Genomic DNA, 14,186 nt, shown 5'->3' with positions numbered 1-14,186 from the left:
TTTATCGTTTATCCAGGCGTCGGGTAATAGTATCCCCGATAAATTGGATAAGGAAGACGATAATCAAAATAATAACTGTGGCAACAAACGTAACATCATTTTGTGTACGCTGGAAACCGTCTAGAAAAGCCCGGTCACCTAAACCCCCTGCGCCAACCACACCAGCCATTGCGGTATAGCCCACAAGCGCGATGGAGGTTACAGTGATCCCTGAAATCAAAGCGGGCAAGCTTTCAGGAATAAGCACTTTAAATATGATTTGGGTATTGCTCGATCCCATGGATTTCGCAGCTTCAATGACTCCTCTATCCACTTCTCGGAGAGCGATCTCAACCATTCGTGCATAAAATGGCGCTGCCCCGATTATAAGTGCCGGGAGCGCAGCATTGGCACCAAGCATGGAGCCAACCAAGAAGAGTGTAAATGGTATCAACAAAATGATTAAGATGATAAAGGGTATCGAACGAAAAATATTAACGATTGCCGCTGTAATTACATTAAAAAGCTTGTTCTCCCACAAGTTTCCTTTCCCCGTAAGAAATAAAGCCAATCCTAAAAACAAGCCAATAACGAAGGTGGCAATAACAGCTACTGCAGTCATGTACAGCGTCTGACCTGTAGATGTTAACATCACATCCCATTCTACATTCGGGAACAGATTACTCATATGAAACCACCTCCACTTCGACTTGCTGTTGGTTCATGTAATTGATTGCATCAGAAACTTCTGAATCAACCCCTTCGAGCTGTATAAAGAGTGATCCATATGCACCGTTTTGTGTTTGTGAAACCTTGCCCTGAAGAATGTTAACCTGAACGTTGAATTTTCGGATAACCTCTGTGATAATAGGCTGCTCAGCGCGTCCTCCGACAAATGTCAGCTGTACAATCTTGTTTTGCGGCTTTTCTGAAGCCAGCTGTTTAATCACATCCGTTGTTTCTTCCGGTTCTGTGATCTGCTTCACAAAATCTTTCGTAATTTCCTCGGAAGGATGACGGAAGACGTCCAGGACTGGTCCCTGCTCTACCACTCTTCCGTTTTCCATGACAGCCACCCGATGGCAGATCTTCCGTATGACATGCATTTCATGAGTAATCAGGACAATCGTCAATCCGAGTTTTTCGTTAATCTCAACCAACAGATTCAGGATGCTGTCGGTGGTTTTCGGATCAAGCGCCGATGTCGCTTCATCACAAAGAAGCACTTTTGGGTTATTGGCCAATGCCCGGGCAATACCGACCCTCTGTTTTTGTCCTCCGCTCAGCTGGGACGGATAAGATTCTCCCCGGCCTTCGAGGCCAACCAGTTTAATCAGTTCATCCACCCTTCTTAACCGTTCAGCTCTTGCCACCCCGGCAATTTCAAGAGGGAAAGCAATGTTCTCCCTTACGGTACGGGACCAAAGCAAATTAAAATGCTGGAAAATCATGCTGATTTCCTGACGAGCTTTCCGAAGCTCGCTCTTGCTCAGCTTGGACAAATCCTGTCCGGCTACCGTTACACTTCCGCTCGTCGGCCGTTCCAGCATGTTCAGCATACGGATCAACGTACTTTTTCCGGCACCGCTATATCCTATTATTCCGAAAATTTCACCTTGATCTATTGTAAGATTGACCTGGTCAACCGCATTGACCGGTCCGTCTTTCGTCTTAAAGATCTTGCGCACTGCATCTAAAGTTATCAAAAGACTGGATTCCTCACTTTCATAAAAAATGCCCTTCTGCGAATATGAGCAGAAGGGCATTGAATTTATATGCGCCATCTCTCATCTCCCAAAGCATGCGCTTTGCAGGAATTGGCACCATTTTAAACAGGATTGCTGTTTAACGGTTGCCGGGTTTCATCGGGCCAGTCCCTCCACCTCTCGCGATAAGAACGAAATGTTTAAGTTTTCAGCTTGCAGTATGGATTTTATCATCACGTACATTTACTGTCAAACCATTTCTTTTGTCCCTGTTCGTTGACTGCGGGCCAAGTACAGTAATGATTCGAGTTTTAACTGTTCTCTGTATGTCCCTGTAAAAGACAGCTTTCCTTGTTTGATCAGTTTGCTCAAATGACTTTCACCATTGCAAACAAGCCGTAATTCCTCATCATTGCCTGAAAGCAGTATTTTTCTTTGCTTCTCCGTGATGGTGTTGATAAAGGTGATACAGATGGTTTTCCCTTCCAGTGATACACTCGCCCTCTCATTCCCCACAAGCGGACGGAGAAAATCTGTTTTTTGAATATGATCCACCCATTGATCCCAATTCATCAAAATTCCCCCTCGTTATATCCCTTCTAAAAGGGTTCGAGGAGGCTGGACCCTCTTCCTGTAAGGATCCTTCGACAGTTAAAGGGTCCTTCTGTCGATTTTTAGCTTGCTTTCTTTTGATGACGATGACCTGGATGTTCCTTTTTGGGCGTGGCTTGGCCTCTGCCCCACTTTTTCTCATGGTTAAACCGTTGTTTTTGCGGCCCCGGTTTGTCTTTGTTCATCTTTTTCTTATGGACGGGTACGGTTTTCACCTTCATCTTGTTTTGATCCTTCGGTGAATTTCGGAAAGAAGGCTGCGGCGTTGGCTGGCCTTTTCCCGGTGGTTTCTTCCATTTTTTATCCGGATGTTTATGTACAGAGCCGAATGAATGAAACTCGGCCTGATTATTTTGACTCATCACTTTCCTATTCTCCTGCTGGGCAGGTTCAGCAGATTTAACTGTCATTTTTTTATTGCTTTGCATCGAATCCGCTTTTTTATTCGTTTCTTTATATGAGGTTTTTCTTACTGGTTCAGTCTTGGCGGATGGTTGTTTAACCGCCTTTTTTGGATGGGTCTTTTCAGGCTGGATATTTCTCTCGTTCCGCTTGATTTTTTCGGGTACTTCCATGTCTTCCTTATTCTTTTTATGCTGCTGGTCGTTTTTCTTCTCCATCTTTTTTTTCAGCTCGGAAAATGACATCTTTTTGACGTCTTTTAAAGAAAGCGGATCATGGTTTTGCTTTGCATAAAGATACATCAAATATTTCCCTGGCGATACTCCATTTTTCTTTGCTGCATTACGCTTTTTTATATCAAGGCTCTTGATGTCGATGGCTGCTTTCTCATTATAGACAGCAGCATTGCGTTTAATGGCTGTTACAGCATCTTGGAGGGATGAAGACATCTTTTTATCACTTTGATCCACAATAGTAGACGCAATCAGCACGTCCGGATTCTTGGAAAGATAACCTTGTTGGTCATAAGCATTCAACAGTGAAGAAGCAAATTGAAACAGGCTGACATCCTTCGCATACTGAAGGGAGTGGATCAGGTTTTCTCCTTCCGGGTTGAACGCTTTTACTTGAACGACCTGAAGATTTTCATTAACCGCAGCCTCGAGGCTCGGATTCACGTCAAAACTGACATAAGCCGCAACAGTATGGTCGTTGCGGCTCAACGGGTTTACACCCGAAAATAACACAAATATGAGTAGTGCTCCTATAGACAAAGAAAGTGAAGGAAGAAAAAAGCGCCTGGTCTTGCTTCTGTATAAACTAGAGACGTCATATTCCATTCCCGGCACCAGTTTTTTTCCCCGTGGCAGTTTAACCGAGACAAATGACCCGTCTTTTGTTAAAAGAATCGCTTTTCCTTTCTTAACTTCCATCAAAATACCGTTCTTCATTCCACATATCCCCCCTGAAGGCGAAGGATCTGCTTCGTATCATAACCATCATGAGCCAGCTTTTAGGCCACACGAATAATTACAACCGTTTAACTTCCCCTTATTTAAGGCTGAATATAAGACTTTAACGCTTTAAAGTCCCCTAGATATATTAGCGATACCGCTATTATATACTTTCGATTTCGCTCTATCGTTTTACGACTGCAGGAGACCATGCTTAACAAATCTTTTATGGGAAGTTGTTTTTTCTCCAATAAAAACTCAGCCATTTCCCGGTTTTCAACGAGCAGCCGGGCAATTTCTTTCGCATTTTCACGTGCATCAACGTGCTTCGGACAATGTTTGCTTAGCACTTTGAAATTCAAGTTGAAATCTTTTAGCAGCTTTTGATACTCCTCAATTTCATACACACGATTTTCAGCCTGAATGCTTTCTTCATAATGATCCATTGCCGCTTTTTGTTCAGCATAGCTATCCTCAACGCGGCCTTCTTCGTCCTCTTCATCAGGCTGGAGATAAATTAACCGGTTCTGCCTTACTTCTTTACGAATATAATCAATCACTCTTCTGCGGATCACCATATCAGCAAAAGAGAGGAATCGGCTTCCCTGTCCTTCCTGGTATTGATCAATTGCCTCATTGAATGCATACAGACCTACACTAAATTCGTCCATTGTTCGATCTATATATTGACTGCAAACCTTTGATGTCACCTTTTTAATAAAGGGCTGATAGGCTTCAATCAGTTCATTTCGTAAAAAATCATTTCCTCTTTGGATGTTCATAACTTTATCTTCAATGTTATTTATAGCGCTAGCGCTGTTTTTTATTCTTGATACAAATGCAGTAGACATTGACATTATTTCACCTCTTAAATCCAGGTTGTTTTAACTTTCGGAGGACGAAATTCCCCAAAAGTCGACAGGAGCAAACAAGTTTCAAGCTCTCCTATACATTTATACCATTGATTTGTAGGTTTGTAGGATACAGTTGTATAACAATATTACAGGACTACCGCCTTTTTGTAATCTTTCTGTCACGTTTCTGAAAAAGAAAAAACTAGCTTCTGTGCCGATAAATCAGAAATTACCACTGACTTGCTTGGTATCATAGCTTTTTCAAGGGAATTTCATCTGTTTTAATGGCTGAAATGTGATGTAAAATGATTTACATATTTTTGTTTTATTTTACCACACCAACCATGTATTACATTTAAAAAACACCCCCTAAAAAAGAAAAAAGACACTGAATGTGCCTTTAAAGGTACTTTTTTAAGTTATGATACAAAAAATCAACAGATTGCATGGCATAAATCTTGCGTACGGCAATCCCGCGGTTTAAAAAAAGGAGGCACGGTACACTGGTAATGTTGTATTTTTCAGCCAGTTCTGGCATGGCATTTAAATTGATTGCGCCCACCTTGGGCTGTTTGTTTCCTGGCTTGTCCAACGCTTCCAGTGTGATCTCAAGCATTCGCCTGCCCATTTTGCAGGTGCCGCAAAGTGGTGTTTGAATATAGAGAGCCGCCGGTACCTCTGCCGACTCCTCAATATAATCCTGTGTCTCTAAGTTAGTTAAATCCTTCATACTTCTCCCCAATCCTTTAAAAACTGCTCATTTCGAGCATCTTGTCATCATTTTGTTTCGGTGTTCCCCTGCCATCTTTATTGTTAGTTAAGAAATAAAGCGCCCCGTTATGAACTTGAACATCCCTGAGACGGCCATGATTGCTCGCCATCGTTTCCATCTGCTTGCCGGATGTGTTTACTTTAATGATCTTTTCTCCGCGCAGACAGGCAATATAAATCTTGCTGTCCTTGATGGCAATACCCGACGGTGCCCATGTCTTTCTTCCCGAATGAAGAAGAGGCTTTTCCATGTTTTCTTTGGATTCATCCCCTTTAATGACCGGCCACCCGTAATTTTTCCCAGCTTTGACCACGTTTATTTCGTCATAGTTGGTTGAACCATGCTCAGTTGAAAACATTTTGTCTCCATCCCATGCAAGCCCCTGTGGATTGCGGTGTCCGTAGGAATACACATAAGAATGGTTAAACGGGTTATCCTTTGGTATGGATCCATCGGCATTCATTCTTAAAATTTTTCCAGCAAGACTGTCCTTGTTCTGGGCAAGCGAATCATCCCCTGAATCTCCGGTGGTTGCATACAGTTTTCCGTCAGGTCCAAATTTGATTCTTCCGCCATTATGAATCGACCCTCCAGGTATCCCTTCAAGGAGCACACGATCTTCTTTCAAGGATGCCTGTCCTGCTTTTAAAGAGACGATTCGATTGTACACCTTTCCCTTTTCCTGATATGTGTAATAGGCATAAGCCCTGTGATTCTCCCCGGCCTCCGGATCAAATAAAAAGCCAAGGAAACCACCCTCCCCTTCTGAAAGAACCTTTTTGGAAAATGATAATGACACAGGAACCTTCTTTCCTTGTTTTGTCACTTTCGTCATTTTCCCGGTCCTTTCAGAAATATAGGTCTCTCCATTATAAAAATCGATCTGCCAGGGGACGTTTAAATTCTTTGCAAAGATCTTTGTTTTTTCCTGTGGTCGCTTTTCTTTTTTTCCGGTCTCCTCAGAAAAACATGCAGTCAAGATCAGCAGCAGCAACAGGCAAAAGCGGTACATACATTCCTCCTATCCCAAACAATTTTTATTTATCGTAAAACGGGCACCCAGCAAAATATTAGCAAGGTACATGAGTGGTGTCTTTGCCACTTCCCGGTACATCTTATGAATGTATAAATGTTCAGCGTTCGGAAGTTCTCTTTGCAGCATTTTTCGCAGTTTTGCACCGGCTTCGTCTGCATCAACCAATATATAAACATCTCTGTTTTCAATTTCGATTGCCAGTTCTTCGAGGCGTGAAAGCCCCATTGTTCCATTGGTGCAGATAATTTCAACAGGCTCATTCAGTATGGAGATCAGCTTATCCTTGTCAGATTTGCCTTCAACGATTATAACTTTATCACTGTTGTTGTCCATCAATCATCTCTCCTATTTCTTCTAAAGAACAAGTATTAAAACGATTGATATTCCTCTTAGTTATTATAATACCCTTTATTTTATTAGAATCCTCTTTCAAATGTTAATAAAACTGTCCGTTTCTTCTCGGTAATCACCCTTTATTACCACAAGAAGGCAACCCAGTAAGGAAAATCGTACTAACTTCTCCTCAAGTCGTTTAACGATAACGAAAAGGGGATATTGTTTCTCTAAGTTCAACAGTACCAAGATAACTACTGTTGAAAAATTACTTTTTACCATAAGAGGAGGAATTAGAAATGGCTAGAAACAATAATGACAACAGAGATGGAATGAGCAGAGAAGAAGCCGGTCGCATGGGCGGAGAAAAAACATCCAAAACCCATGGGAAAGATTTCTATCAGGAGATCGGCAAAAAAGGCGGGGAGTCTACTTCCGAAAGCCACGACAAAGACTTCTACCAGGAAATCGGTAAAAAAGGCGGAGAGTCAACTGCTTCCAGCCATGATAAAGACTTCTACCAGGACATTGGTAAAAAAGGCGGGGAGTCCACAGCCGACAGCCATGATAAAGATTTTTATCAGGAAATCGGTAAAAAAGGCGGAGAAGCTACTTCCGAAAGCCACGATAAAGATTTTTACAGAGATATTGGAAAAAAAGGCGGTAATAGCCGCAATAACAACGATTAATATATATCAAGCAAAAAAGGACAAGCCCGAGGGCTTGTCCTTTTTTGCTACAAAATAAAATAATCATCAAAGTGTGCCGGACTTACAAGGCATGAACTAACACCAGCCCTCATCGCATCCCTGAACATAGCTTTTGGGATATTTCTGTGCTGAATCATTCTTTTTATAGATTTTTTCAGCATCAAACTCAAAACCTTCAGCCATTTCATATTGATTGCCCTGATCGGAAAAAACGACGCGTCCGATTTTTTGGTTGTCATGGAACAAAGACATGTAGCCCGCATCCATTTTTCCATACACCTTAGTTGTGATATCTGATTTCGCATTTTGATTCGAATCGTTCATGTTCAATGAAGTCACTTCCTTCCGGAGAAGATGTTTCTATTGTCTCCGGAAAGAAGCGCCCTACTCATTGAAATTCTTTGTAAGGGATTAATCCTCTTTTGTCATTTCTTCATATTGTTCAGCTGACATGAGGTTTTCTGTTTCAGAAAGATCAGATGCTTCAACCACAATCATCCATGCCTTTTCATAAGCAGATTCGTTTACGAGTTCCGGGCTGTCATCCAGCTCTTCATTGATTTCAACGACTTTTCCGGAAATTGGAGCATAAAGCTCGGAAACGGTTTTCACGGATTCAACGCTGCCAAATGGCTCGTCCGCTTTGATTTCGTCGCCTACTTCCGGCAGTTCTACGAATACGATATCACCCAGCTCATCTTGTGCAAAATCGGTAATACCAATTCTTACTTTATTTCCTTCTTCAACTTTAACCCATTCATGTTCTTCTGAATAACGCAATTCTTTTGGAAAATTCATTCGTATCCCTCCAGGCTTTCTTGTTATTATAATAACTATAATATTAAATTTATTATAGTTAAGCAACTATTTTGATGCCCATGTCTGTTGATATGTATCTTCTTTAAATCCGACGGTCACCTGTGTTCCATCGGTGGCAATCGGGCGCTTCAGCAGCATGCCGTCAGAAGCGAGTAAATCAAACAATTCCTCATCGGAAGCACTTTTGATTTTATCCTTTAAGCCGAGCTCTCTGTACTTCATTCCACTCGTATTAAAGAATTTTTTTAAATCCAGTCCGCTTTTCAAGACAAGTTCCTTGATTTCCTCTTTTGAAGGAGGGTTTTCAACGATATGGACAGATTCGAATGGAACATCATGATTTTCCAGCCATTTCTTTGCTTTCTGGCATGTTCCGCATTTGGGATACTGGTAAAAAGTCAGGCTCATTTGTTTCACTCCTTCCTTTCCATAGTAACACAAAATAGTGTTGCCACGTAAAGGGAAATTAATCATCAGTCTCATCATGATTAACACAAAAAAAATGCTCCGGCAATGTACCGGAGCCAAATATGAGAGAGTACTTTCAAGATAAGGCAGTGGTAGTATGAAACTTAAATAACGTAACGTTCTTCCTCCAATACAACAGCGGCTATTTCACGTTTTTTCTTGATGACATTAGTCGGTGTATGGCGTGTGAGCTTGCGCAGAGCAGACAGCATCATGCGAAGGGTATCTCCTTCTTCTACTCCGATAATCGATTCTTTGGCATGAGCTTCCATACGGTTGAAGGCTTCCTGACAGAACACCTGGGTCATTAACAGCTTTTGTGTGTTCTTCTCAAGGCCGGTTCGGTTTATGGCTTTTTCCGTACGCAATACTGTTGATTCCATCGCGTATACCTCGCTCACCAGATCTGCAAGGTTTGCCAGGATCTCCTGTTCATTTTCAAGCTTCTGACCAAACTTTTGCACGGCAAGACCTGCGACCATTAAAATGATCTTCTTACCCATGCTGACGAGATACTTCTCCTGTTCCAGCGGTTCAGTTCCCACTTCCTGAGGCATCATCATCATTAATTCATTCTGTAGGGCAGTTGCCTTTTCAATCAGCGGCAATTCACCTTTCATCGCTTTACGGACAAGAGTCCCCGGAACCAGCAAACGGTTGATTTCATTCGTTCCTTCAAAGATTCGGTTGATACGGGAATCCCTGTACGCTCCCTCTACTTCATATTCGGCCATGAAGCCATATCCCCCATGGATTTGTACTGCTTCATCCACCACGTAATCAAGAACTTCTGATGCAAAGAACTTATTCAGGGAGCACTCAATGGCGTATTCAGCAATGGCTTTTGCCACTTCTTTGCCATCTTTTTGCGCCTCAGCATCCAATCCGCCCAGCCGCTTTTCAAAAAGACCGACCGTACGGTAAACCGAGCTTTCGGAAGCATATGTCTTTACGGCCATGTTAGCGATTTTCTCCTGAATGAGCGGGAATGAGCTGATTTTGCGTTTGAACTGGGAACGTTCATTGGCATATTTGGCTGAGACCTCAATTCCGCGCTTTGACCCGCCCACGCAGCCTACCGCAAGCTTATAACGGCCAATATTTAATATGTTGAAGGCAATCACATGGCCTCTTCCCGCTTCGCCGAGCAGGTTTTCTTTTGGCACAGAAACATCCTCCAGGATCAATGTTCTTGTTGAAGAGCCCTTAATTCCCATTTTCTTTTCTTCTGGACCCGTGGAAACACCAGGGAAGTTCCGCTCCACGATAAATGCAGAGAATTGTTCGCCGTCAATCTTCGCGTATACTATGAATACATCTGCAAATGCCGAGTTGGTAATCCATTGTTTTTCACCGTTTAGGATATAGTGTGTACCCTCTTCATTCAACCTTGCAGTGGTTTTCGCCCCCAAAGCATCCGAACCTGATCCTGGTTCTGTCAGAGCATATGCGGCAATTCTGGTTCCCGTGGCCAGATCAGGAAGGTACCGTTGTTTCTGGTCTTCATTTCCGAACAGTACTATAGGAAGAGAACCGATTCCTACGTGTGCGCCATAACTTAAGGAGAAGCCTCTGGCACGGGCAAACTTTTCCGTAATCAGTGAAGATGAAATTTTGTCGAGCTCAAGGCCGCCGTAAGCTTCCGGAACATCGGCACCCAACAGGCCGAGCTCTCCCGCTTTGGTCAGCAGTTTTCTTGAAATATCAAATTGATGATTTTCAATTTTGTCAATTTGCGGCACCACTTCTTTTACCACATAATCTTCCGTTGTTTTAGCAATCATTAAATGTTCTTCTGAAAAATCTTCCGGTGTAAACAGATCCTCCGCCTGAATATCCTCCACTAAAAAACTTCCGCCTTTAAATACTTTTTCCATTGTGTTAGACATGTTTTCCCCTCCTGTTTTGGCTTAGTCCACTAGTTCAAAAACGCCGGCAGCACCCATTCCGCCGCCAATACACATGGTTACCACTCCAAATTGTTCTCCTCTTCTCTTCATCTCATGAAGAAGAGTAAGCGTCAGTTTGGCCCCGGAGCACCCGAGCGGATGGCCGAGAGCGATTCCGCCTCCATTCACATTGACTCTGTCTTCAGGAAGACCAAGCTCCCGTATCACTTGAACCGCCTGGGAGGCGAATGCTTCATTCAGTTCAAACAACCCGATATCAGCCACCTCAAGGCCCGCAAGTTTAAGTGCTTTCGGGACTGCAGCTACAGGGCCGATTCCCATAATTTCCGGTGGCACGCCTGCCACAGCAAAACTTCTGAATTTAAGAAGCGGCGTTAACCCTTCTGCTTCTGCTTTCTCGCGGTCCATTACAAGTACAGTGGCCGCCCCGTCACTGGTTTGAGATGCATTGCCTGCTGTTACCGAACCTCGTACTGAAAAGGCCGGGCGCAGCCGTGCAAGTCCTTCCAACGATGTATCAGGTCGAACACCCTCATCCGTATCCACCGTAAATTCTTTTTCTTTTAGTTTATTGTCTTCACCCAGCCATCGTTTCGTGACGGTAACCGGAACGATTTCATCCTTAAATTTCCCTTCCTTGATGGCACGCGCAGCGTTTTGATGGCTCCTGACCGCAAACGCATCCTGATCTTCACGCGTCACACCAAACCGGTTGGCCACTTCTTCTGCTGTATATCCCATTCCCATGTAATATTGCGGGACGGTTTCCACGAGCTGCGGATTCGGTTTGATCACATGCCCTTCCATCGGTAGAAGGCTCATGGATTCCGCTCCGCCGGCCAATACAGCCTGTGCATGACCAAGCATGATTTTTTCTGCGCCATAGGCAATACTTTGCAGTCCTGAAGAACAGAACCGGTTGACCGTGATTGCCGGAACGGTATCCGGAAGACCTGCGCGTGCACCGATCAGCCGGGCCATATTCATTCCTTGTTCGGCCTCCGGTATGGCACAGCCCATAATCAGATCATCAATTGGACCATCATATCCGCCTGCGCGACGCAGCGTTTCTTTTACAGTTATTGCTGCCAGCTCATCCGAACGCATTTGAGCGAAGGATCCTTTTTTTGCTTTGCCTATCGGCGTTCTTGCTCCTGCTACGATTACAGCATCTTTTTGCATGTTTTCCCCTCCTTTTAGTTGCGAAGCGGTTTTCCTTTTGTCAGCATGTGCTGCATTCTTGCCTGTGATTTTGGTTCTCCGGCAAGACTCAGGAAGGCCTCCCGTTCAAGATCCAGTAAATATTGTTCATCAACCAATGTCCCTTCAGGAACTCTTCCTCCTGCAAGCACAAAAGCAAGCTTTTTCGCGATTTTCAAATCGTGATCCGATACATATCCCCCGAAACGCATTGTTTCTGCGCCAAGACAAAGGGTTGCATAACCCGCTTCGCCGACCACCGGAATCTTTGAGCGCTTTGGCGGCTGATAGCCCTGTTTTGCCAGAGACAGCACACGCTGCTTTGCATCATATAACAGGTGATCCCCATTTACAGAAATACCGTCTTGAGGACGCAGGTAACCAAGTTTTGCAGCTTCTTGTGCAGAAGTGGACACTTTGGCCATGGCGATGGTTTCAAATACTTGATTGACGACTCCCTGCAGATCCAGCTTTGCACCTTTAGGCAGGCGTTCCACTTGGCGGCGAAGAAGCTCCTTGTTTCCGCCTCCGCCAGGTATCAGTCCGACGCCGACTTCCACGAGACCCATATACGTTTCAGCGGACATTTGCATTTCGGCTGCAGGCATGGAAATTTCTGCTCCGCCACCAAGACTCATGCCAAAGTTTGCTGTAACCACTGGTTTTTTACTGTATCGAACCATGTTCATCGTGTTCTGGAACTGGCGGACCATCATATCGAGTTCGAAAAAGTTATCATCCTGTGCTTCCATCAGGATCAGCATCAAGTTGGCACCGACACAAAAGTTCTTGCCCTGGTTTCCAATGACCAAACCTTCGTAATTTCGTTCTACTTCTTCCAGTGCTTTATGGATCATCATAATGATGTCCGGCCCAATGGCATTGTTTGGTGATGTGAATTCAAGGCAGGCAACACCATCGCCCATATCAATCAGGCTGGCGCCAGTATTCTTCGTGATAAGGCCGCCTTTATTTTTAAGCAGTGACAGATGAACGGTTTTTGGATTTTCATTGACTTTTTTGTAGTCGCCTTTATGATAGAACGAAACCCCGCCATTCTCAGTCTGATAAAACGAGGTATTTCCACCTTCCACCATCTCATGAATCCAAGCCGGAACGGTTTCGCCTTCTTCTTCCATCCGTTTGACCGATTCACTGACACCAATGGCATCCCAGATTTCAAATGGCCCATGCTCCCATCCGAATCCCCATTTCATGGCATTATCAATGGCTACAATATCATCTGCAATTTCGTAGGCTTTTTCTGCCGAGTAGATCAATACTGGTTTGACGATAGACCACAGCATTTCACCTGCCCGGTCTTTACTGTATAAAAGCGCTTTCACTTTTTGCTCTGTTGTCTTTAACTGTTTAGCTTGTTCTGTGGTTGGCGTTTTCAGCTTTTGCCGTGGCTTGTATTCCAGCGTTGAAGGATCAAGCTCAAGGATTTCTCCTCCCTGTTTGCTCTTCTGTTTCAGATAAAAGCCCTGACCGGATTTGCTTCCCATCCAGCCCTTTTCCACCATCTCATTTAAAAACGGCGGAACATCAAAAATTTCCTTTTCTTTGCCCTCCACCTGGTCATACACGTTTCTTGCCACATGAAGGAAGGTATCCAGTCCAACTACATCGAGTGTCCGGAATGTAGCACTTTTCGGACGGCCAATGAGCGGTCCCGTGACGGAATCGATTTCCCCAACACTGTACCCCTGTTTCATCATTTCCTGCACAGTGACCATCAGACCGTACGTCCCAATCCGGTTGGCAATAAAGTTCGGTGTGTCTTTAGCGACAACAACACCTTTGCCGAGTATGTTTTCCCCAAATTCCTTCATAAAGGATACTACTTCGGGGCTGGTATCTTCCGTTGGAATGATTTCCAACAATTTTAAGTATCTTGGCGGATTAAAGAAATGGGTTCCCAGGAAATGCTTTTTAAAATCATCCGACCGATCCATTGCCATTGCATCAATGGAGATTCCCGATGTATTCGAGCTGATGATGGACCCTTTTTTCCTGAACTGCTCCACCTGCTCAAATATCTGGCGTTTCACATCCAGGCGTTCAACAACTACTTCAATAATCCAGTCCACATCATTCAGTTTGGATAAATCATCTGTAAAGTTCCCGACTGAAATTAAATCCAGATTTTCTTTTACTGCCAGGGGTGCCGGTTTTTGTTTCAGCATGCGTTCCTTTGCCTGCAGTGTGAGCCTGTTTCGGTACTGAGGACTTTCTTCTGTCAATCCCTTGGATTTTTCGGCATCTGACAATTCCCTCGGCACCATATCCAGAAGCAATGTAGGAATTCCCACATTTGCAAGGTGTGCTGCTATTCCTGCACCCATCACACCAGACCCTAATACAGCAGCCTTTTGAATGGTTATGGCCATCTTATTTCCTCCTTCAGCTATTGAATGAACACTCATTCA

The 14,186-nt window shown here is 43.9% G+C and carries 15 protein-coding genes and 1 riboswitch; of the genes, 1 reads left to right on the top strand and 14 read right to left on the bottom strand.

Going from position 1 to position 14,186, the window contains the following annotated elements; all coding sequences use genetic code 11:
• Nucleotide 1: 1 nt before the first annotated feature.
• The 8 genes from DMO16_RS21810 to DMO16_RS21775 all read right to left on the bottom strand — a co-directional run bounded on the left by DMO16_RS21810 (nt 2) and on the right by DMO16_RS21775 (nt 6,647).
• Nucleotides 2–667, bottom strand: coding sequence for a methionine ABC transporter permease (locus DMO16_RS21810; RefSeq protein WP_061972179.1), 666 nt, complete (start codon nt 665–667; stop codon nt 2–4).
• On the bottom strand, nt 660–1,685 hold the full coding sequence (locus DMO16_RS21805) for a methionine ABC transporter ATP-binding protein (RefSeq protein WP_129480018.1): 1,026 nt from the start codon (nt 1,683–1,685) through the stop codon (nt 660–662). Before DMO16_RS21805 ends, DMO16_RS21810 begins: the two co-directional genes overlap by 8 nt.
• A gap of 78 nt (nt 1,686–1,763) precedes the next feature.
• Nucleotides 1,764–1,877: riboswitch (SAM riboswitch) on the bottom strand.
• A 57-nt stretch (nt 1,878–1,934) separates the two neighbouring features.
• Nucleotides 1,935–2,258, bottom strand: coding sequence for a hypothetical protein (locus tag DMO16_RS21800; RefSeq protein WP_061972177.1), 324 nt, complete (start codon nt 2,256–2,258; stop codon nt 1,935–1,937).
• A 101-nt stretch (nt 2,259–2,359) separates the two neighbouring features.
• Nucleotides 2,360–3,649: an anti-sigma factor domain-containing protein gene (locus tag DMO16_RS21795; protein WP_129480017.1), complete on the bottom strand. Its 1,290-nt coding sequence runs from the start codon at nt 3,647–3,649 to the stop codon at nt 2,360–2,362.
• 104 nt (nt 3,650–3,753) lie between these two features.
• On the bottom strand, nt 3,754–4,503 hold the full coding sequence (gene sigI, locus DMO16_RS21790; protein WP_129480016.1) for an RNA polymerase sigma-I factor: 750 nt from the start codon (nt 4,501–4,503) through the stop codon (nt 3,754–3,756).
• 403 nt (nt 4,504–4,906) lie between these two features.
• Nucleotides 4,907–5,236, bottom strand: coding sequence for a thioredoxin family protein (locus DMO16_RS21785; protein ID WP_061972171.1), 330 nt, complete (start codon nt 5,234–5,236; stop codon nt 4,907–4,909).
• Between the two features lie 16 nt (nt 5,237–5,252).
• Nucleotides 5,253–6,290, bottom strand: a complete 1,038-nt coding sequence (locus DMO16_RS21780) for a PQQ-dependent sugar dehydrogenase (RefSeq protein WP_129480015.1) — start codon at nt 6,288–6,290, stop codon at nt 5,253–5,255.
• A gap of 9 nt (nt 6,291–6,299) precedes the next feature.
• On the bottom strand, nt 6,300–6,647 hold the full coding sequence (locus DMO16_RS21775; protein WP_061972166.1) for a toprim domain-containing protein: 348 nt from the start codon (nt 6,645–6,647) through the stop codon (nt 6,300–6,302).
• 299 nt (nt 6,648–6,946) lie between these two features.
• Between DMO16_RS21775 and DMO16_RS21770 the strand changes: the two genes are divergently transcribed.
• On the top strand, nt 6,947–7,336 hold the full coding sequence (locus DMO16_RS21770; RefSeq protein ID WP_129480014.1) for a KGG domain-containing protein: 390 nt from the start codon (nt 6,947–6,949) through the stop codon (nt 7,334–7,336).
• Nucleotides 7,337–7,432: 96 nt separating this feature from the next.
• Here DMO16_RS21770 and DMO16_RS21765 read toward each other — a convergent pair whose 3' ends face one another.
• From DMO16_RS21765 to DMO16_RS21740, 6 genes are all read right to left on the bottom strand, one after another.
• Complete coding sequence (locus DMO16_RS21765; protein ID WP_074440571.1) at nt 7,433–7,681, bottom strand: YusG family protein; 249 nt, start codon at nt 7,679–7,681, stop codon at nt 7,433–7,435.
• Between the two features lie 87 nt (nt 7,682–7,768).
• A complete protein-coding gene (gene gcvH / locus DMO16_RS21760) occupies nt 7,769–8,155 on the bottom strand; it encodes a glycine cleavage system protein GcvH (protein ID WP_061972160.1) in 387 nt (128 codons plus the stop codon).
• A 66-nt stretch (nt 8,156–8,221) separates the two neighbouring features.
• Nucleotides 8,222–8,584 (bottom strand): arsenate reductase family protein, encoded by a 363-nt coding sequence (locus DMO16_RS21755; protein ID WP_129480013.1) that lies wholly within the window; start codon nt 8,582–8,584, stop codon nt 8,222–8,224.
• A 164-nt stretch (nt 8,585–8,748) separates the two neighbouring features.
• Complete coding sequence (locus DMO16_RS21750) at nt 8,749–10,533, bottom strand: acyl-CoA dehydrogenase family protein (protein ID WP_061972156.1); 1,785 nt, start codon at nt 10,531–10,533, stop codon at nt 8,749–8,751.
• Between the two features lie 21 nt (nt 10,534–10,554).
• Nucleotides 10,555–11,736 (bottom strand): acetyl-CoA C-acetyltransferase, encoded by a 1,182-nt coding sequence (locus DMO16_RS21745; protein WP_061972154.1) that lies wholly within the window; start codon nt 11,734–11,736, stop codon nt 10,555–10,557.
• A 14-nt stretch (nt 11,737–11,750) separates the two neighbouring features.
• Complete coding sequence (locus DMO16_RS21740) at nt 11,751–14,147, bottom strand: 3-hydroxyacyl-CoA dehydrogenase/enoyl-CoA hydratase family protein (RefSeq protein WP_129480012.1); 2,397 nt, start codon at nt 14,145–14,147, stop codon at nt 11,751–11,753.
• Nucleotides 14,148–14,186: the final 39 nt, after the last annotated feature.

It is taken from the genome of Fictibacillus sp. S7 (genome assembly GCF_004127935.1).
GTDB lineage: Bacteria > Bacillota > Bacilli > Bacillales > Fictibacillaceae > Fictibacillus_C > Fictibacillus_C enclensis.
Note: the sequence above shows the minus strand (reverse complement) of the source record. Positions and strands in the feature narration are given on the sequence as shown.